A 21,328-nucleotide genomic window follows, 5' to 3' on the forward strand; every position below is an offset into this window, starting at 1 on the left:
ATGAACGCGAAACAAAAGAAAGCAGGGCTACGCGCCGTACGTATGGCCGCCACAACGCTGATCCTGGCCGAAGGCTGCACCACGACCTTATGCGTTAAAAACTTCCTTCGCAACAAGAATTACCTGGCTTATCAGGCCGACGTATCGAAGTGGCTGTACGCCGTAGCCAAACGGGAAGGCTGGGCCGTCAACGACAATGGGCGCTTCCGGGTCTACTATTTTCCAAGCCTGAAACCCCTGCCGCAGTAAGCACCGATCCGATAAAAATCACAAATCGAAAAAATATTTTTCAATCAGGCGAACAACGTAAAAAATTTACGTTCTGCAAGTGCCAACTTTGATTCACAATCGAACGCAACAAGGGCCTTCAACAAGGACTAATGAACACCCCGCGAGACCCTGATTCGGTAGTGACGTGAGACAACGAATTTCTGAAAACACTAAACGTAAACTGTGTCATGAAAACGCAACTCAAAAAAGCTGGTCTTGACGAGGTTCGCCTGGCTGCTACCACCCTGATTCTGGCGGAAGGTTTTACGACGACGCTCTGCGTGAAGGACTTCCTCCGTAAGCGCAACTACCTGGCCCAGCGGGAGCACATTGCCGATTGGCTGTACGCCGTCGCGAAGCAGGAGGGTTGGGCGGTCAATGACAACGGCCTGTTCCGCATCTTTCACTTTCCGCGCCTGAAGCCACAGTTGCAGTAGCAGGCACCATCAGATCACATTGAAGCAGGAGAACAACGTAAACGCTACGTCCTGTGGGTACAACTCTGACTTGAACAACGAACAACACTAATGAACACCGCATTAACTTCCGCCTATCCCACCGTTCGCCCGGCCCTGTCCAGCCTTCTGCGCTGGCAGGAGCCGCTGGCGACTCGCCTGCGCAACCGCCACGCGCTGCCGGGCCGCGTAGCCAACCGGATGCTCAACGTTGAGCTGGGGCTGTATCTGTTAAGCGAACTGTTGCCGACATCTCCGCAGTACACCCTCCCCGACCTGCTCAACGGCCAGGGGGCGGCCTATCGTCAGCGCCCGCCCTGGACACCCCGTCAGCACCGGGCGCTGAGCCAGGCCCGGGTGCTGCTGGCTCCCTACCGCGACCGCGAGGTCTGGTACAAGGCGCTGGATAAATACGCAACGCTACCGGGCAACGTCCGGCTGTTCACCCGGCTGGGTGGCTGGAACCCCGAAGCGGGCGGGTACGTCCTGCGCGAACGGCTGGCCATGTTCCGGGGGGCATTGGTGTAATTCAACCCAGTACGTCAATGAGTAGTCGGGCCCGCTCTGTAGTGTATTGATCCCCTATTCGCTACCTTTGTAAAAATACGAACGCATGAACTGGCAGGAATACATAGTTGCCGATGACACAGTCCTGTCTGGAAAACCGACTATTAAGGGGACGAGGTTATCCGTTGAATTTTTGTTAGAGCGACTGGCCGACGGCTGGACTGAGCAAGATTTGCTGGATAATTATCCACGTTTGACAAAAGAAGCGCTACAGGCCATGTTTGCTTTTGTTCATGCCAATGTGAAAGATAATCTACTGCTGTTTCCAGCTCACAACCTGCGCCGGGCTTCATAAAGTTTCTGGCCGACGAAAACTTCCCGATTACTTCCTTTCGCACCTTGTAAACATTTGGCTATGATATTAAACATGTCGCGTTTGATATGCCCAGTGTTGCTGATGTGGATATTACTGAGTTTGCGATCACTGAACAACGCGTCATCCTCACCTTTGACGGCGATTATGGAACGCTGATTTTCAAGTTTGGGTACCGGCCACCTGGCGTTGTTTACTTTCGGCTGGTCAATATTTCTCCAGACGAACCTGCTCACATGCTGATAAATATGTTGAAAGAAGGGTATCAGATAAACAATATGCATACGGTTGTTGAGAACGACAGGATACGTCAGCGTCGGATAGCTCAAGAATCGTGATCACTACTTGCCAGCCATCTTAACTTCCTGTCCCCATGAACATTCTGTCCATTGAGCCATTTGTTCCCTCCGGTAGCAATTTTGAGGGCTCTAAGCAATTCTTTCAGGCGCTGGGCTTCCAGATAAATTGGGACACCGGCGACTACGTTGGTTTCGAGCGCGACGGCTGCAAATTCATTTTACAGAAGTACGACAAGGCTGAATTTGCCGAAAACTTCATGCTCAGCGTCCGGATCACCGATGCCGATGAATTCTGGCAGGACGTAACGGCCCGGCAACTCCCCGAAACGTTTGGCATTCAAATCAGCAAACCAATCAATCAACCTTACGGACGCGAGGTGAACATCATCGATCTGGCCGGTGTCTGCTGGCACTTTGTGGAGTAACGTAGCATATCTGTTAAGGCGATCATCACCCTGTTTTATTCGCACTAAGCCTGTTTCCAGCACGAGACAGGCTTTTGTTGATGAGCCCAGCCGCATTATGTCAAAGCCTGATTAACTTAATGGCCAGTTTATAGGATCAGTCTATCATTTACCCACCCTTTTATGAACAGACGGCGCTTTCTTAAGCACAGTTCAGTCGTTTCCGTATCGGCCACGTCCATAGCAATGGCCTCCTGCTCATCGCCAAAAGCCGCCGAGACAACTGATGAAGCTAAACCTTTTGTTGATGAGTTTGAATTGAATGAGCTGACCGTGCCTGACCTGCAACAAAAGATGCAGTCGGGTGAGCATACGTCCGAATCCCTTACAAAGCTCTACCTCGACCGGATCGACGCCATCGACAAGAAAGGCCCCGGCCTAAACGCGGTGATTGAAGTCAACCCCGACGCGCTCAAAATAGCCAAAGCGATGGACGAAGAGCGTAAAGCGGGTAAAGTGCGTGGCCCGATGCATGGTATTCCGGTGCTGATCAAGGACAACATCGACACTGGCGACCAGATGATGACAACCGCCGGTTCACTGGCGCTGGAGGGGCACAAAGCCGCTAAGGATGCCTTTGTCGTTGCTCAACTGCGGAAAGCTGGAGCCGTCATACTGGGCAAAACAAACCTCAGCGAATGGGCCAATTTTCGGTCAACCCGGTCCACCAGTGGCTGGAGCAGCCGGGGCGGCCAAACCCGCAACCCATACGTACTGGACCGGAATCCAAGCGGATCCAGTTCAGGTTCCGGCTCGGCGGCATCGGCTAATCTATGTGCCGTAGCGGTGGGCACCGAAACCGATGGCTCCATCATTGCTCCCGCATCGCATTGCGGTTTGGTTGGCCTCAAGCCAACGGTTGGGTTGGTCAGCCGTAGCGGCATTATTCCCATCTCCCACACGCAGGACACCGCTGGACCGATGACGCGCACCGTAACGGATGCCGCCATTCTGCTTGGTGCGCTCGCAGGTGTCGATCCTGACGATGCCGTTACGCTCGAAAGCCGTGGCAAAAGCACGACCGACTACACGCAATTTCTGAAAGCCGATGCCTTACGAGGTAAACGTATCGGCATTGAAAAATCATTCCTGAAAGGGCACGAAGGCGTCGTCGGCTTGTACAAAGAGGCTATAGAAGTATTGAAAAAACAGGGCGCTACGGTCGTTGAAATCGAGATAATGAAGGAGCTTGGCGAGACCGGCGGAGCCGAGTTTACTGTACTGCTATACGAATTCAAAGATGGCGTGAACCGCTATCTGTCAAAAGCCAATGCGCGTGTCAAGTCCCTGGCCGACGTGATTGCGTTCAACAAGCAGAATGAGGCCAAAGCCATGCCGTTCTTTAAGCAGGAAATTCTCAAAAGCAGCGAAGCCAAAGGCGATCTGACCAGTAAGGAATACACCGACGCCCTGGCGAAAACCCGGACCTGGCGCCAACGTATCGACCGGCTCATGGCGGCCAACAAGCTGGACGCGATCGGCGGCACTAGCATTGGCTTTGCCGGCTGCATCGACCTGATCAACGGCGACTACGACACGGGTTTCTATTTCTGCCCACCAGCCGCCATGGCCGGTTATCCGCACCTGACCATCCCGATGGGCAACGTTCACGGCCTACCGGTCGGCTTCTCCCTCATCGCCGGTGCCTACCAAGAAGGCCCGTTGCTGGCAATGGGGTATGGGTATGAGCAAGCGTCTAAAAAGCGGACGCGGCCGGGGTTCATACCGGTTCTAATTCCTAGTTGAGCCACATGAATTTGTTTATAAGGCTTCTAATTATTACCACTTCCTCAAAGGCTTAATCACGTTAAAGTATATTAGACATGAATATTCTTTTAGAATTAAGATCATTGACGAAAAGATAAAGTGCATTCCATACCACTACTAGAGGAATTTAGAGTCCATCACAACAAGCTCTTACCAGAGCCACGGGTTTTGATGGCTATTATTAAATTGTACAATGACTTAGGGGGTTTAGAAGGCTCTGCTGAATCATTTACAGAATCTCAGCTACGCTCTGCTTTTCAATGGGCTGACTCTGAATTAAGTTTGGCTGATGAGCCAAGCACAAAAACTTTCTATGAACGTTATAATTCAATAATATATGAGTTGTTCGATTTTATTTTAAATCGTGACCCAAGCGACGGAACATACAGCTTATCATCGTACGCTCTTCAGCTATGCCGTCTTCTTAAAGATACATTGTTCCATGAAATCAAGTCTACACGTCTAGTAACGCTATTTAGACTTATGGATGAACAGCTAGACAATTCGGAACGATTTATAGGGTGGGCGAATGAAGAATTAGATGCAACCATTCACAGCATTAATGGGCAGATCGAACAAGCAGAAATGAACATTCGTCATGAAGTTCGACAATTACAAGGGTATTCAGGTCAAAGCAACGAAGATTATGAAGCCCATTTGCGAAATACAGAAAACAAACTGCGTGACTTATACAAGCAAACTCAGCAGCTTCTTGATGCATTCACTTCAACAGCAGGAATTGAATACAAACTTAAATTTCTAAAAAACACATTCTCTGACGACGAAATTTTGCAGAAGTTAGCCGATAAATCTTTGCTATTTATTCGAGAATCTCACAAAAAATTACGCTCTCAGAGAGCATTGTTGGATAGGGCGCAACCTAGGGTTCAGGCACTATTTAAAAATCTTGATGCAGCTCGTTTCGACCGACTTTCTGGCCAATTTCTAACATACTTACTTAATCCAGATCGTAATGTTACACCTGCATCTGGTCATCCTGAACTACCACCTGATGTGCCTGCTAAATGGTTACTTAGCAGTCCGTTAAAGCTGAAATACCTCCCTAATAGGACCTCTCGGATCTTCCCACCTGTTCGTATTCCAGCCCCCCAAGTTGCTCCAGATCCCGAAGCAGAGAAAGAATTTCTGCTACAAGCGGAAGTTCAATTACGGCTGCAACAACGTACTGATTTTTGGCTGACAGAACTTATTCAACAAGTACAGCAAAATAAATCTGTTGCTTTTGAGCCATTTGCAACTGCAATTATTCAGAATGAGGCTCCTGATGAAGTATATAGTATACTGGCTTTTCTATTAGGCCGAGTACTCAACGAAACTGTACCACGCCAAGGCTGGTCAGTACATAGTCATACTCAAGAGCCTCCCCTTGTCATTAACCACACATCATTTGCATTATGGCCTCTTCACTTCAGCCACCAGTAGACTTTCATGATTTCTTTACCAATTCAGACACCATTGAACACTTTGCTAGATTAGACTATGAACTACGAGCAGGGGTTTATATACAAGAAATTCATCCTGAACAGCGACGTTTATTCTGGTTCTTAGAAGACCAAATTAAACCTATTGAAGAATTTTATTTGACAGTATATGGCTTGAAACTGCAACACCGACTCGACGGAACACGTCGATTTTATTTCTTACAGCCCACTGAACAAGCAGCTAACAAAATTCCTCAATTATATCGCCGAGACCTTAAACCCGATTTAATTATTGTGGGTATGCTGTTATGTCAAGTAGTATTTGTGGATTTGGAAATTCCTAGTACAATAGATGAGCTTATGCAACTATTGGTTTTGGAATACGCACCATACAGAGAAGGATTACTTAGGCACGTATCTAAACTGAAAAATTCAAAGTATTTTGCTACAGACCTAGATGATGACAAAGTAAAAAAATGGCTTTCAGATGCAATTGATGAATTCACAAAACTTGGTTGGGTATACAAGCCTGGTGACGGCACTTTTCAAATAATGCCTGCCTTAAACCACTTACGCGACCTATACTGGGATGATATCATGAGGATGGAAATAATATATAAGTCTGATAATTCTAACTAGAACAATGCGCTATCCATTCCTATACAGTATATCTACTGTCAACCTTATCTATCACGGAAATTGTGACTATAAGCTTAATCCATTCTGTACTGGTTTTGCGGGTGAAAGTGGTGTAGGTAAAAGTATTATTGCAGACTTACTTCAACTTATTTTTATAGCCAACGAAGGAATATATCAATCAGCTACGCATGGAAAAGGAAATCGTCCATTACATAAGTTAGTGCAAAAGCGAGTATCGACTGCCACTGAAGACGGAGCTAGTCGCGGATACGTTTTTGCTAATGTTCAAACAGGGGCAACTGATTTCCTTGTCATTGGTTGCGCTATAGAAAGTGTCACGCAGCAATGTATTCCATTTGTCATTCAACAAGGTGAAGACTTCCGTGCTCAGTTGCGTTCTATTTCTCGCCCTTTAAGTCATACTGCATTTATCGACAATGGTAATATAATCGCAGTAACTGAGTTGCGTGATCACATGTATAGAAATCAGCAAGTAGTTGCCAGAATATTTACTAAGGGGCCTTCTGACTATTACAAGATTTTGTGGGATAACGATTTAGTGCCAATAGACATTCGCAAACCAACTATACTCAAAGACTATGCTAAAATTCTTCGTTCATTTTCACGCAGTGGAGAACTAGACAAGAATCCAGAAAATCTAGAAAGTTTTTTATTTGGAAGCGAACGAAAAGAAAGCATTTGGAAAAAATATGAACAGTTATTAGCTAGTGTAGGACGAGACAAAAGGGATTATGAGCGAAACAGTCACCGTATTCATCGTATTGAGCGTAGAATGAGCGGATTTCGCCAACTTGATAATTTGCTAAAGGAAGTTCATTTATGGCGGAGAGATTATCAAGAAAATGAACTCTATATTGCTCAAAAAAATCGTAAAGCAGCACAGGTTGAAATAGAACGATTCCTATTACAAACCCAATCTACTCAGCTATCAACCTTTCGTCTAGGCGAAGCTCAAGCACATCGCAATTTAAATGGTGCTTGGGCAAAATTAATTAGTTACCGATCTCATCAGCGACGTTTACAGGAGCTACCAGACCTGATAGATAAGGCGAATGAGGATTTGCAGACAGCCGAAACACTCAAGAAAGCAGCAGAGGAGACTGCACGCTTTTCTAGAGAGAACTTAGTTAAAGCAAACAAAGTAGAAACTTGGTTATCCTTTGTAGGACCTGATTACAAAGATTTATATACCGCCTTAGAAACTAAACAGACAGAAGAACGCCATGCCAAACTTCGTAATGATCTTTGGGCATATCTTAATCAGCAAAAGCAAACCGATATTTTACGCTTTCTGGGCTGGGATAAGGGATTTTCAGCTTTACAAATACAGCAAGAGTGTAATGAGTGGGAACAAACAGCTATTGATGCGCGTAGGTTAGCCTCCTATACGGACTTGGCTAATCCCAAGTCACTAACTAGTTGGGCCTTAAAAAGAAGTGATCCTCTTACTCTCGATCAGGAAAGCGTGTTAGCCCATTTTGGCCAGTTTGATAAATGGAAAAATAAAGAAGAACGTCAAGCTCGCTTTTTAGAGACTGCTGATTTACTGATCCACGATAAGATGGTAATTGAAAACGGCGTTTCAACTGCTGGTTTTTGGTTATGCTTGGCTGGGACAAAAGAGTGGATTGTACGCCTGTCACCAGAGCAAAGGCTCTTTGAACACCACGATAAAGAGCAGGTCCGTAAGCTTTTAGAGACGTGGAATCAAAAGAATGAAAAGCAGGCCGAAATCTTAGAAGATAAAAGTCAGAAAGCAAAAGCTTTACTAGAAGTCCTAGAGGGTTGTTCCTACTGGGAAGAAGCACTTCCTCTGCTAAATAACACCAAGACAAATAAGATAATAATACCTATTGATTTTCCCACAAGCTCATCAGACATTGGTATTGCTGTTGATCTACACCGCAAGCGTAGTTATTTAATCGCAGAGCAGGAATCAAAAATTACTAATGAGAATCAAGCTAACATTAACTATGGACATACTTTTGAAACGCAATTAACATTAAGAAGTGAACAAGGCGCTTTACAGAAACAAATAGATGAAGTAGACAGAGGGCAGCTAGCCTCTGACTTGTGGAAATATCGTATACAACTACGGAGTATTCAACAGGAAGCAAATAATTGGTTGAGTGAAAATTCTGCTAACATACCTATAGAACTTATTAGAAAACATCATGCAGAAACTGGCGCAGTTGACAGCCTATCGAATGATGAGTTAACCAAACAGCTAATTCAAGCAGAAATTAACCTCGAAAATGGGCAAAAACAATTAATTGAAACTGAAAATAAGCTTGCTGAATTGCAGCGAATAGAACAAGAGGTACAACTTAATTTTGAAAAACTACCACTAGTCGAAGCCGATAAGCTGGATATTATTCCGACTTATTCAGATGTTCAAGAAAAAGAAAATGATTATGAACTACTGTTTCGTGAGCTTGTAAAAGAGTTTTTAAGTAGTGATGAAATAAGTAAGTACCGTCCGGCCGAAGACTTGCTACATTTTATGCAAGAAGTACTGCCAGATGAAGTTCGTGGTGCAATGATACGCTCGACTGATGAAGGGCAAGAGCGTTTGCAAAGTGCTTGGAATAGCATTAATGAGTCAATGCGAGAAATTGCACGCCTTAAATTGGTAGAATTAGGTCAATTAATTGGCGATGTTCGCGAAGCATACGATGATTTTGCAAAAGATATAGGAGACCTGCAAAAATATTTCCGACGAGAAAAAACAGAAATAACCGGTGGGTTCCGCCCGTATGTAGCTATTCGTTCGGTCACAGCTTATCCGGTAGAATGGCTAGATGAATTTCAGCGTACCGCTGCTGATCCCGAAACAGTCCGTCAACTAGCCAATTTAGATTCGCTTGAGAGCATACTTTATCGTGCTTATGATCAAAAAGGTGGTACAGATCCAAAGCGCAATATACCAAAGTTACTAGACCCACTGAGTTACGTAAAGTTAGAATTTGAGATGAAAAACGAGGAGGGCTATGTCAATGACGGCAGTAGTGGTCAGACATTTATGGCAGCGGCCTTACTGAACATAGCTCGTCTGTCAGTGATCGGACGTACTGGGGGACCTAATACGGCTTTGCGTGGGCTGCGATTTATGGCTATTGATGAAGTTGACAGTTTAGGAAGCAATTACCAAACTTTATTAGAATTGGCCCACAAAGAGAACTTTCAGGTAATTTCATTATCAGTACGCCCTTTGGTTTATGAAGCAGGTTCTCAGCAACGCTTATACTTCCTTCATCTTGGCCGAAATAAAACACTACGGCAAAACCTACCGCCAGTTATGTTGAGTAAAGGGGAGCTTACTCCTGTTTCAACTGAGCGTTTTACTCCTCCAAGCAATCCAACCTTATTCGATCCACTCCCTCCTGATGTTACAGCCTAATCCTATTCTCCTCGGTCCTGAATATACTTGGCGTTTATTAAGAGCCTTAGCTGAAATACGTTGTAAAGGACAAACACGTAGCAAGACTCTATTAGGCAATCCACCCTTTACGAATCCGGTTTACATAAGTTACAAAAATCAGCTACTGATTGCTCCGAAACACTTGCATCCCCATATCACAGTCGCTTGTCCAAATTTTAATGCATTTTACGATCGTGAAATTGCCCCTGTTTATACGGAAACTGAAAAATTTCTAGGAGACAATGGTTTAGACTCACATCACGCCCACTTTACTCTCAAGGATGTAGTAGGCTTACAAAAAGTAGCTAATGAATGTGTGGTAATCATCAAAGATGAGTATTCACGCGAGATCGTAGGAACCTTATATTTTGACAGTGCCAAAGCATTGAAGGAAAAAGAAGGGCTTAATTCTGCCGTTTTAAAACTGCTTGACTTAGAGCAGTATCCGCAGTTGAGTCATTTGATACAAGAGTCAATCTGGGTTAGCGGACACCCCAAAGCTCGTTTAGTGTTACTCTGTGAGAATCAACACTATTTGCTTCAATGGAAAAAGGCATTCGCTCAGCAAGTTGAGTTACGCCATGCTGGTGGACGTAATGTGACGAAATTAGCTCATGCACCTGATCCCGGAGCAACATTCTGTTATTTTGGAGACTGGGATTACGCTGGCCTTAGCACGTACCGGGACGTATACGCTATACATTTGCTTAACCATAACCGCCGGACACGTTTACTTACCCCGCCACAAAATGCTCCTCGGAAACAAGTAGGTATAGCAGGTCATGGTAGTCGTTGGCCCTCTGATTTATGGAAGAAACTGTCTCATCCAGAAATTCCATTAGAAGAACTTTTTAACGATGAGCAACGAAAATTGATTGATGAACTCAATCAAAATGATAAATGGATAGAGGAAGAGAGCGTTTTGTTTAATGATTTATTAGCATATAATGGGTTATTAAACTGACTTTTCTTATGGATACAACTCTCTACGCAAAATAATACAACACCCCTACACTCACCGCCGTCAGCAACCCAGCCCAAATAAGGTCATTACTCAAACTAAAGCCAGCACGAGATACAACCTCGCTCTTTCGCTCTTTTACTCTTTCGCTCTTTGGTCCTAAGAACAACCCAAACGTAGCCAGAGCCGCCCAAACGGCAACGCTTTTCGGGGAGAGACCGCCCAGAAAAATCAACCCAACGAACACGGCTTGCACCAGCAGGAACAAACCGACCGCCCGGGCTAACTGGCCGGCGTCGATGTCGACACGTAGGCGCTCGAAGCCTTCGGGGCGGAGGTTGGGGAAAGCGGTTCGGCTCAGGACGATGAGTGTTGTTAACGTCAGCAGGAACGTCAGGAAGACGCGGTGCATGAAGTTCAGCTTTTCGCCAAAAACGGCCGCAACGGATGGGTTTGTCCCGAGAAAGTTGTTGTACATAAATTCAGCCAGCAGGCCGTAGAAGGGGGCTGCGGCCATGGCAATCACGGCCGCCCGCGCCGAAGCGCCCCGCCAGAGAATCCCGACAAAAAACGCAACCATGATACCGGGAGTGAAGTACGACAACTGCGCCGACACTTTTAGCATGAAGTTGTTGGTTCGGTCGGGCGTATACGTCCACAGCGCCAGGCCGATACTGGCCACCACCATCACCAGAATCATCAGCCGCCCGAAGCGCACAATCTGCTTATCCGTTGCTTTCGGATTGACGTACTTCTGATACACATCGACCGTCAGCAAGGTCGTGGCCGAGTTCATCATCGAATCCACGGACGAGAACGTAGCGGCCGTCAGGCCCGCCAAGATCATCCCGACCAGGCCCGTACCGGGCGGAATCACCGTTTCAACCAGCTTCAGAAAGGCGTTGTCGGAATTGAAATCCATACCGTTGAAACGAGAGCGAAACAGGTAATACGCGGCCACACCGGCCGAGATGCTAAAAAACGGAATTGTCAGTTTGAGAAAGCCGCTGGCAATAACGCCTTTTCGGGCATCGCTGTCGGAGTTGGCGGCCAGGACGCGTTGCACCAGAAACTGGTTCGTCGAGAAGTTGAAACAATGCTGAAGCAATAAGCCGGTAAAAATGCCTGTCCACGGCAGATTCGGGTGGTTGCTGGGCAGGTACAGGTGCATCTTCTGTGCCTCGCGGGGTTGAGCCGCGTCGAGATTAAGCAGTCCCGTAAAGCCACCAATTTCGGGCTGGCTCAGCGTGAAGTAAGCCACGGCCGTACCAGCCGCCAGCATCATCAGCGTCTGGATGGTGTCGGTCACGACGATACTTTCCATACCGCCCCAGATGGTATATGAACACGTAATCAGGCCAATCAGGATCAGCCCCGTTGTGTATGACATCTCGAAGCTTGTTCCCCCAAACAGCCACTGCAAGGTCAGGCTCCCGACGTAGAACGAGCCAACCAGTTGCACCAGAATGATCAGGATGAGTAGAATGGTATAGAGCAGCCGCGCCTTGTCATTGTAGCGCACTTCGAGGTACTGCGAGAGGGTAAATACGTCCAGTCGCCGGTAGGACGTCAGGAAGACGAAGCACAGCAGCAGGATAGCCGGAAAGACGATTTCGTAATGTGCCTGTACGAAGCCGATGGAGTAGCCAATGCCCAGCATCCCGATCAGATGAAACGAACTAATATTCGTCCCAAACACCGACCCCGCCACCGCCCACCATTTGATGTTACGCCCGGCCAGGAAGTAGTCTTCAGCGGTTTTCTTCCGGAGCGCGATGATGATCCCGGCCGTTGGCATAATGGCCAGCATCCCGATCAGGACGATGATATCGATGGTTTGGAGTTGGGATAGCATGTTTTTAACCGCAAAGACGCCAAGATACCGCAAAGGGCGCAAAGGATTTCTTAGCGTTCTTTGCGCTAACCTCTGCGTCTTTGCGGTTAAAAATTATTGATAAGCCAGTTGCCCGTATGTCAACGGCGTGGCGGGGGTTGTCACGGGTCTCCTCCCCTGCACATCGCCCAGCCGGACGTTCGGCAAATGAGGTAAGACCAGCCGACCGAAGTATTCACATTCCTCGATCAATGGATACCCCGACAAAACGAACGACCGGAAGCCCATATCCATGTAGCGGTTCAGCTTCGCGACGATCTGTTCAGGCGTCCCGACCAGCGCGGCTCCGGCTCCCGACCGTGCCCGACCGATTCCGGTCCACAACAGCGGTTCGACAAAACCTTCCTCATCGGCATTCTGACGCAACGCATCCTGACGTAGCACTCCTAACGACTTAGAATCCTGTGTCCGGTGTTTAAGCGCTTCGGCCTGCTGGGCGTCAAACTTCGACATCAGGTGCCGGGTGAACGCCCGGGCTTCCTCCTCCGTTTCCCGTACCACAACGTGAATCCGCAGTCCGAAGTCAATGGTCCGGCCATACTTTTCGGCGCGGGCCGATACGTCCTGCATGGTCGTGTACAGGCTTTCTTCGTTCTCCGGCCACATCAGGAACACATCGCAGTATCTGGCGCATACCTCCCTCGCTCCATCCGCAATCCCCCCGAAATACAGCAACGGACCACCGTTTTGCTGATACGGCTTCACCGGATCACTGGCTAAGCTTAGTTTGCCGTAGATGGGCCCTTCGTGCTCCACGCGGTCTTTCGTCCATCCCTGTTGCAGGATTTCGATGGTTTCTGAACACCGTTGGTACCGTACGGCTCCGTCTTCTTTCAGACCCGGCAGGTCGGAGTTGATGATGTTGATGGTTAATCGCCCTTCCAGCAGGTGATCGAGCGTACTGATGGCCCGCGCCAGCATCGGCGGGTGAACTTCGCCGGTACGGATAGCAACCAGCAGACTAATATCACTGGTCAGTTTCGCAACGGCCGATGCAAACGCGATCGGGTCCTGCCCAACAACGTAGGAGGTCGGCAGCAGTATATTTTTAAACCCGTACTTTTCGGCCGTCAGCAGAATATCGCGACAGTGTTCAAAACTGCTCCGCCGTTCCGGGTCAAGCTGTCCTAAAAATTCGGTGTCCCCTCCGCACAGGTCATCAAACCAGGCGATCTCAGCCACGCGCTCGGTGGTACGGACAGGAATTGGTGTTATTGTGTCAAGCATAAGGTGCAAGGATACGCGCTTCAAAGGGCCGTAGTGCAAAAGACGAAGTGGTATAGTTTGATAGAACTACTTCGCCTGTTTCAACCTCCGGTACGTACACGTCCTGGTCTGAAAAGTTTGCCAAAATTACCAAACGTTCGTCGTTGGCGATCCGTTCGTATGCCCAAACGGCAGGATGTTCGGGCAACAGGTCGCGGTACATACCCTCCCAGATAGCCGGGGTCTGTTTACGCCAGCGAATCAGTTTTTTGTAATAACTCAGCACCGAGTCCGCTCGTACCTGCTGATCCGCTACGTTAATCTGCGGGTAGTTTGGATTGATTTTAAGCCAGGGAGAAACCTCGGTCAGACGTGACTCGGTCTGACGTGACCCGGTCAGACGTTCCGTCAGACCTACTGGCCCCTCACTGGTCTGACGGAACGTCTGACCACCCACCGTGGGTTCACCATGAATCTGCCCATCCCTCTGACCGCCATCCGGCATAAAGCCGGCATTCGGGCCATCATGCCATTGCATCGGCGTTCGGGCGTGGTCGCGGGCGATGCGGTTAGCGGTCTGCAAAAAGACCTCCGCCGACTGCCCACCGTCGACAACCAGCGCTTGCCAGGCGTTTTTCACCTGGATATCGTCATACTCGTCGATGCTGTTGAACGGGCAGTTGGTCATACCGATTTCGTCGCCCTGGTAGATACTAGGCGTACCGCGCTGGGTCAGCAGCACCGTTGCCAGCATTGTCGTTGATTCGTAGAGATAACGCTCAGCATCGCCGAAACGCGACAAAACGCGCGGATTATCGTGGTTGCCGAAGTAGATGTTCTGCCAGCCCGTATCGCCCATCGTTTCGTCCCATTTGTGAAAAATGGCTTTCAATTCTGGCAACGTAAACTCGGGAGCCGGATCGATAAAACGGTGTTCCTCACGCGGTACGGCATGATCAAAATGATAGATCATGTTCAGCTCCCGGCGGTCTTTGCCCACGTACAGATTCGCCTGCTCCGCCGAAACACCAAAGCCTTCTCCTACCGTCATACACTCGTAGTGGCTCAGCACCTCGCGGTTCATTTCCTGCAGGAACTCGTGAATACGTGGACCATTTGCGTAGATGGTCAGATCACCGTAGCGGCCTTCGGGGTAGTCGGGAAACGTCGTGTCTTTCGACAGAAACGGGATCACGTCCATCCGAAAGCCATCTACGCCTTTGTCTAACCAGAAACGCATCATCTGGTAGATTTCCTGCCGAAGCTTCGGGTTTTCCCAGTTTAGATCGGGTTGTTTTTCGGCAAAGAGGTGAAGGTAGTATTCGCCCGTTTGCTCGTCAACTTTCCAGGCCGGACCGGAGAAGAACGACAGCCAGTTATTAGGCTCTTTGCCGTCTTTTGGCGCCCGCCAGATGTAGTAATCCCGATAGGGGTTATCCTTGCTCTTCCGCGACTCCTGAAACCAGCGATGCTCATCTGAACTATGATTCACGACCAGATCAAGGATGAGCTTCATACCCCGCTTGTGTACCCCAGCCAGCAGCTCATCAAAATCGTCCATCGTGCCAAACGTCGGTTGGATAGCCCGGTAGTCGGAAATATCGTAGCCATTGTCGGCGTTGGGCGACTGGAAGATGGGGCTCAGCCAAAGCACATCAACCCCCAGATCGTGGAGGTAATCTAGCTTCTGTATGATTCCCGGCAAATCGCCCACACCATCGCCATCCGAGTCGTTGAAGCTGCGGGGATAAATCTGGTAAATGATAGCTTTCTTAAAATCAGGCATACGACTACCAGATTACCTCGACCTGGTCTTTGTACCATCTAAATTTCTGATCGGCCGACATCACCGGCGTTTAAAAGTCTACCTACCGCATCAGCTCGTCAAACGTGATCGACACGTAGTACAGGGCACCGATCCGGGCCAGACCGTACCCTTGCGCGTAGTACTGGTTCAGAACATTCGTGCCGCCTACCTTCACGGTCGATTTAATTTCCGGCACCTTGTACGACACCTGCGCATCGAGACTACTCCAGGCCGGCAGCCACACATCGCCCTGCGTGGTGCCCTGCTCAACCCACGTCCGGTCAGTCCAGCGGTACGTGATCGTAGCCCCCAGTCGGTCGGTCAGTCGCGGATTGCTCAGGCTGATGTTGTACCGGTTCTCCGGCGAAATGAAGAAATTCCGGCCCAGTTGCGCTACCTCCGGATTGCTCATTTTCCGTTTCACTACCGGATTACCCGCGCGGTCGTTGCGGACATTGCCACGGGCATCGCGCAACGTAATCAGGCCGATCTGATACGCGTAGTTTCCACTCAGCGTGTAGCCGTTTTTCAGGCCATACTCAATCCCGATACCGGCCCCCCGCACGAAGATTTCGTTCGTATTGTTAAAGTTAACCTGCAACGTCCGGTAGTTCGACGGTGTCAGCAGCGCATTGACACCCGCTCCCGGTGTCAGTAATTGAAACACACTCTGGGCCGCAATGAAATCGGAGTAGCGGCTACCAAAATAATAAGCGTCGAGGTAGAGCCGACTGCCGACAACAGTCTTGTAGCCCACTTCCCAGGTTTTGATTTTCTCTGTGGTATACTGGGCCGGGTCGATGACAAATGGCTGGGGAGCCGCGGCCGTATTCGGGTTTGCCTGGAAAGGCGTAGTTTCATTAACCAGATAGCCCGGATTTGCGATCAGTCCGGCCCCGGTGTAGGCCAGCACTGTCCCCCCTACTTCGCCCCCCTGACCCGTGCCCGGTATGGCGAACAACTGCCCCGGCGACGGATTGCGGAACGCCGACTGCCAGGAGCCGCGCAGGTTGTGGACACCGTAGCTGATCACACCCGACGCCCGGGGGGTGAAGCCTCCCTTCAAATACTGGTTTTTGTCGTATCGCAGCGCAACCGTAGGCTTAAACGTCAGCCCGGCTACGACCGGAAACGTTTTCGACAGTTGTGCATATCCCCCGTATTCGTCAATGGTGTATTCCGAGCCATCGGGTTTGCGTGGGAACGCGGTGCCGCCCGACTCCAGGACGTAGCGCCGATAACTTCCGCCCACCAGCAGATCAGCCACCCGTAGCAGCTTCGAGAAGTTATACATGCCCTCATAGTGCCAGAGTTGCGAATTATCGCGGAAGCGCGTACCACGAACGTTGGTCAACCCCGGTACAAAATCCGTGTTGTACGTACCGCTGACGGCATCACGAATCCGGTTGAACTCCGGCGACCCAGGCTCAAAACGACCCCGGTTGGCGGTCTGACGGGCCTGCTCTACGGTCGTTTTGTTCTCGATGTAAGCCTGACCGAACTCAGAAGCCCACTGGTTGATCGGCTTCCAGGCGTTGTTGATGGCAACGGCCGTCTGGCCGATGTTCCAGCCTTCGGCCTTCTGCTGCGTTGTGTAGGCACGGACGAAGAAGTTCTCGCCCCGGACTTCGGCCTTGAACTGGTGCCGGTTGTAATTGGGAAAGTACTCCCGGAAACCGGCGGTCCGGATGAAGTTACCATTACCATAGTACCAGCCCAGCGAAGCTTCAATGGTGTTGGTCAGTTTGTAATGCAATGCTACGTTGGCCCGGTTACTGAACACTTTCCCCTCGTTGCCCAGTACGTCGATTTCACGGTAACCGGTGCGCGTCACGAGCTGATTCTGAAGCTCCGGCCGAGAGTAGTTGGCCGGAAAGCGGAACGAACCGCCCGGTACGTTGATATCGTCGCCATAAATATTGACCCCGTCATACTGAAAATTTGTACTTGGGTCGTTGTTTGGCACGTAGCCGATACCGGTAGCAACCCCGCCCCGCGACGCATCGGTGGTAAAGAAGCCCGGGCGGGCGTTGGTCGAACGGTCGCTGTAATCATCAGCGATGAAGTCCGTACCGGTCAATCGCTGGAAGTTCACCTTGTAGGCAAAACGCGTACCGATCTGTTTAGCATACCGAACGGCTACGTCCAGGTACGGTTTCGGACCAAAATCGTCCTTGCCGAAGTTGTTGGCACCGAGTTTAAGCTGGGCGCTCAGCCCCTGGTACGTAAACGGATTCTTGCTGGTCGTGAGCATCAGTCCCTGTAGTGCATCCGGTCCGTACAACGCCGACGATGCCCCCGGAATCAGTTCGATGCTCTCTACATCGAGGTCCGAGATACCGGCTACCGTTCCGAAACCAAAACCCAGGCCCGGCGACCGGTTGTCCATGTAGTCGGTGAGCTGCACGAACCGGTTGTTGTTGTTGGCCCCGAAGCCCCGCACGTTTACCGACCGGAAGGTCAGGCTCTGGGTCAGCAGGTCGACACCCTTCACATTCTGCAACGCATCGAATGGCGTAGCGGCCGGTGAACTGGCAAACTGCCGGGGTCCCAGCTTCTCGACCGTAACGGCGGCCTTGGCGATACTTTCCTCCACGCGGCTGGCCGAAACGATCACTTCATCAGCTAAAATGGCTTGTTCCGTCAGTTCCACCGTTACGTTGCGAAAATTGTTACCGCGCACCGGTACGCTTTGGGTAGCGTAGCCCACAAACGACACCTGCAACGTCAGCGGAAGGTCCCGGCTGGTTTTCAGTTCAAAGCGGCCTTTCTCATTCGTGATGGTTCCGGTGGTGGTTCCACTCACCGTAACGGTTACACCAGCCAGCGGCTGTTTCCTGGCGTCGGTGACCGTACCGGCTATGTTGGTCTGGGCAGTAACAAAACCCGTGCCCCACAAGATAAAGAACAGAATTATGGAGACTTGTCTCATAGACAGGCTATTCAAAAAAAATAATAGTTAGTAAGCGATGAGTGCAAAGATTATGAACTTTAGCATCAGAAAAAATTCTCGCCAATGATAAAGTTTTCATAGAAATATGCGCAGAACCGAATGGATCTGCGCATATGTTGTTCATCAAAACACAGGTTCGTGCAACGCCATGATGCCTTGCCCAGACTCAGTCGCGTCGTTAGAACGCATACCGTAACGTAACGCCATACGTACGCGGGTCGCCTACAATACCGGCATAATGCCCCGCACTGCCCGGTGCCGCCAGCAATTGCTCGTAATAATCGGTGTTGAGCAGGTTTCTACCCCATAGGAAAACGGTAATGCCCGTTGAGGCTCTGAATCCAACCCGGCCGTTTATCAAGGAATATCCCTCAATATTCAGGTATTGCGAAGGCGATGGACTCGACGAAAACGAAGAACGGTAGAAAGCGTCTATCCCGATGAAGTAATTTCCCTTCAAACTGATGAGCTTTCCTTTGGCGGTTGCTTCGCCCCCAACAGAACCAGACCATTTGGAAATACCCGGCAGAGCGCCCCCCGAAATGTCCTTGAAGGCCTGCTCACCGCCTGTTTCTTCGAGGGGTACCGGCGCATTCCTGAAGGTTACGTACTTCCCGTCTGTGTAGGCAACGGCTGCGTTCAGGGTTAAGAAATTAGCTACGCGGATGTTTCCGTCAACTTCAACTCCCATGACCCGAACCTTCTCGGCATTGGCCAGATAGCCGCGGTTTACCCCCGGCTCCGGCGTCTGAACCTGCGTCTGATAATCTTTGATCTCCGTATTGTGGAACACGACGTTCAGAACCGAGATGGGAGAAGGCTTGGTTTTTACCCCAAATTCGTAGTGCGTGACGAATTCAGGTTTCACCCGGGCCAGCTCCAGTAATACCCGGCCATTGGCCGTTGGCAGGCCGCCAATATTAACCCCAACGGGTTTGTAGCTTATCGAATAGGTACCGAAGGCGTTAAACGCACCGCTTGCTCTGTATTGCAGGGTAAGCTGGCCGGAAAAATTGTCCTCCGATACGTTCGTGTCGAATGCCTGGTTCGTGTAAACGCCATTTTTTAACGCCAGCAAAGCCGGGTCGGTCGTTTGCAGCCCGCCGTACGTTTCCCGTCTGTAATTAGCTATCTTTTTGTCGTAGTTATAGCGGATACCCGGCAAAACGTGGATTCGCTCCGTTACGGCCCAGTCCAACTGCCCAAAAGCCGCTAAACTCGTGCTCCTGATCCGGTTGGTAGTCCGGATACCGAAATTATCGAACAGGCCCGGCGTTTTCCAGAGGGGACTGGTCGAGTTCTGGGCAAACCGCCATTGCGCCGAACCGGCTTCTTCCGTCTGTACGGGATCAGATTGTAAATCCTGCCAGAGTCCGAATACGCCTACAACACCACTCAACCGGGACGAAAGTTTGCCGGAATACCGTACTTCCTGCGACCATTGGTCATGGACCGAGTTGCCGGCCGATACGGTAAAGACGGGCAATCCGATATAGTCGCGGTCGTTTAACGGAGTCCATTTCCAGTACCGCCATGCCGTTGTGGACGTTAACGTGCCACCACCCAGTTTAACGTCGGCATTCAGCGATACCCCACCGAGTTGATTATCGGCTTTTGAGGGCGTATCGAGGTCAACGATGCGTTCAAAAGCGCTTGCATACGGAAGTTTGTAGTTCAGATCGGCAATGATGGCGTTGAATTGCCGATACGCAGCCCGTTTGGTCGGAACAACCCCGGCTACCGGCCAGCCATAGCCAGTCGGTTTTTGATCAGATACATCGCCGATCAGGGTAATTTTCACATTATCCGTTGGCGTGTACAAAAGTTGTCCCCGCACGCCAATGTTGTTGATGTCGTTGATCGGCAGTTGGGTATGTACGTTGAAGAACGTACCATTACGCTGCGTACCGGTGAAGGATACCCGCGCAGCCAGCTTCCGGCTCAACGGCCCCGTGAGCGATCCTTTGGCCTGAATGAACCCATAATTACCGTAACTCAGTTCGAACGTTCCACTCGGCGTAAAACCAGCGGGGCGCGTCGTAATGTTAAAGGCACCGGCCGTTGTGTTTTTACCAAACAGCGTTCCCTGCGGCCCGCGCAACACTTCCACCTGTTCAATGTCGACAAAATCGAGGGCTGTAGCCGCCGGACGGGCGTAATAAACGCCATCTACATAAAAGCCAACGCCCGGATCGATGCCATCGTTGGTTAATCCATACGTAGAGCCTAAGCCGCGAATGTTAAGCGTCGTGTTTCTGGCGTTGGAGGCATACAACTGAACGGTAGGCACCAGTTCTTTCAGCCGGTTTACGTTGAAAGCACCGGCATCTTCGGCCCGGTTACCGCTCACAATCGAGATTGGAATGGGAACATCCTGCGCCGACTCCTGACGACGACGGGACGTAATCGTTACATCAGCAAGCTGATTGGCAGCTTCTTCGAGCAGAATGTCAACGTTATTATCGCTTACAACAACATCTTTGGTCTGATAACCAACGAAGGAAACGGTGACGGTGAAAGGGAGTTTCTGACCAGTAACCAGGTTAAACTGGCCGTTTTGATCGGTTGTACTGCCATTCGTTGTGCCTTTAATGGTTACGGTGGCCCCAATCAATGCTTCTTTGGTGCGGGCATCAACGATCTTTCCGGATACGGTCGCATTGATGACTGGTGCGTTCTGGGCCAATGTAGATAGAGGTGCAAGAACGACTCCTAGTAAGAAAATGGACGCTAAAAAGTACTTCATTCTCGGCTGCATTTTTTGTGTAGTTCTGAGCAGATTATTACTTCCGCCTGAGCGTGCTCTGTGGTTATAGTTCAATTGTCCCTATACTCCCGGTTTTAGATAG

At 49.7% G+C, this 21,328-nt stretch carries 16 protein-coding genes; 11 read left to right on the forward strand and 5 right to left on the reverse strand.

What is annotated here, in order from left to right; translation table 11 throughout:
- The 11 genes from BN8_RS20860 (at position 1) to BN8_RS20910 (ending at position 10,622) form a co-directional block, all read left to right on the forward strand.
- The gene (locus BN8_RS20860; protein ID WP_009283921.1) at positions 1 to 249 is read left to right on the forward strand and encodes a hypothetical protein; all 249 of its coding nucleotides are present in this window, start codon (positions 1 to 3) and stop codon (positions 247 to 249) included.
- A 209-nt stretch (positions 250 to 458) separates the two neighbouring features.
- Positions 459 to 707, forward strand: a complete 249-nt coding sequence (locus BN8_RS20865; protein WP_009283922.1) for a hypothetical protein — start codon at positions 459 to 461, stop codon at positions 705 to 707.
- 90 nt (positions 708 to 797) lie between these two features.
- Positions 798 to 1,253: a pPIWI_RE_Z domain-containing protein gene (locus tag BN8_RS20870; RefSeq protein WP_009283923.1), complete on the forward strand. Its 456-nt coding sequence runs from the start codon at positions 798 to 800 to the stop codon at positions 1,251 to 1,253.
- An 85-nt stretch (positions 1,254 to 1,338) separates the two neighbouring features.
- Positions 1,339 to 1,587, forward strand: a complete 249-nt coding sequence (locus BN8_RS20875) for a DUF433 domain-containing protein (protein WP_009283924.1) — start codon at positions 1,339 to 1,341, stop codon at positions 1,585 to 1,587.
- 65 nt (positions 1,588 to 1,652) lie between these two features.
- Entirely contained in the window at positions 1,653 to 1,943 is a 291-nt protein-coding gene (locus tag BN8_RS20880) for a DUF5615 family PIN-like protein (protein WP_262493857.1), read from the forward strand.
- A 35-nt stretch (positions 1,944 to 1,978) separates the two neighbouring features.
- A complete protein-coding gene (locus BN8_RS20885) occupies positions 1,979 to 2,329 on the forward strand; it encodes a VOC family protein (protein ID WP_009283926.1) in 351 nt (116 codons plus the stop codon).
- Positions 2,330 to 2,491: 162 nt separating this feature from the next.
- Complete coding sequence (locus BN8_RS20890) at positions 2,492 to 4,114, forward strand: amidase (protein ID WP_009283927.1); 1,623 nt, start codon at positions 2,492 to 2,494, stop codon at positions 4,112 to 4,114.
- 192 nt (positions 4,115 to 4,306) lie between these two features.
- Positions 4,307 to 5,578 carry a hypothetical protein gene (locus BN8_RS20895; protein WP_040006396.1) on the forward strand — a complete coding sequence of 424 codons (1,272 nt, stop codon included), beginning with the start codon at positions 4,307 to 4,309 and terminating at the stop codon, positions 5,576 to 5,578.
- Positions 5,551 to 6,216, forward strand: a complete 666-nt coding sequence (locus BN8_RS20900; protein ID WP_040006397.1) for a condensin complex protein MksE — start codon at positions 5,551 to 5,553, stop codon at positions 6,214 to 6,216. The genes BN8_RS20895 and BN8_RS20900 overlap by 28 nt, the downstream gene beginning before the upstream one ends.
- A 4-nt stretch (positions 6,217 to 6,220) precedes the next feature.
- Positions 6,221 to 9,637 (forward strand): hypothetical protein, encoded by a 3,417-nt coding sequence (locus BN8_RS20905; protein ID WP_040006398.1) that lies wholly within the window; start codon positions 6,221 to 6,223, stop codon positions 9,635 to 9,637.
- Complete coding sequence (locus BN8_RS20910) at positions 9,624 to 10,622, forward strand: hypothetical protein (RefSeq protein ID WP_009283930.1); 999 nt, start codon at positions 9,624 to 9,626, stop codon at positions 10,620 to 10,622. The genes BN8_RS20905 and BN8_RS20910 overlap by 14 nt, the downstream gene beginning before the upstream one ends.
- A 22-nt stretch (positions 10,623 to 10,644) precedes the next feature.
- Here BN8_RS20910 and BN8_RS20915 read toward each other — a convergent pair whose 3' ends face one another.
- The 5 genes from BN8_RS20915 to BN8_RS20935 all read right to left on the reverse strand — a co-directional run bounded on the left by BN8_RS20915 (position 10,645) and on the right by BN8_RS20935 (position 21,225).
- On the reverse strand, positions 10,645 to 12,474 hold the full coding sequence (locus BN8_RS20915; protein WP_009283931.1) for an SLC5 family protein: 1,830 nt from the start codon (positions 12,472 to 12,474) through the stop codon (positions 10,645 to 10,647).
- Between the two features lie 93 nt (positions 12,475 to 12,567).
- On the reverse strand, positions 12,568 to 13,740 hold the full coding sequence (locus BN8_RS20920) for an LLM class flavin-dependent oxidoreductase (protein ID WP_009283932.1): 1,173 nt from the start codon (positions 13,738 to 13,740) through the stop codon (positions 12,568 to 12,570).
- Positions 13,733 to 15,505: a glycoside hydrolase family 13 protein gene (locus tag BN8_RS20925; RefSeq protein ID WP_009283933.1), complete on the reverse strand. Its 1,773-nt coding sequence runs from the start codon at positions 15,503 to 15,505 to the stop codon at positions 13,733 to 13,735. The genes BN8_RS20920 and BN8_RS20925 overlap by 8 nt, the downstream gene beginning before the upstream one ends.
- Before the next feature lie 82 nt (positions 15,506 to 15,587).
- Positions 15,588 to 18,458 carry a TonB-dependent receptor domain-containing protein gene (locus BN8_RS20930; protein WP_009283934.1) on the reverse strand — a complete coding sequence of 957 codons (2,871 nt, stop codon included), beginning with the start codon at positions 18,456 to 18,458 and terminating at the stop codon, positions 15,588 to 15,590.
- Positions 18,459 to 18,657: 199 nt separating this feature from the next.
- On the reverse strand, positions 18,658 to 21,225 hold the full coding sequence (locus BN8_RS20935; protein ID WP_040006399.1) for a TonB-dependent receptor: 2,568 nt from the start codon (positions 21,223 to 21,225) through the stop codon (positions 18,658 to 18,660).
- Positions 21,226 to 21,328: the final 103 nt, after the last annotated feature.

It is taken from the genome of Fibrisoma limi BUZ 3 (assembly GCF_000296815.2).
GTDB classification, from domain to species: Bacteria; Bacteroidota; Bacteroidia; order Cytophagales; family Spirosomataceae; genus Fibrisoma; species Fibrisoma limi.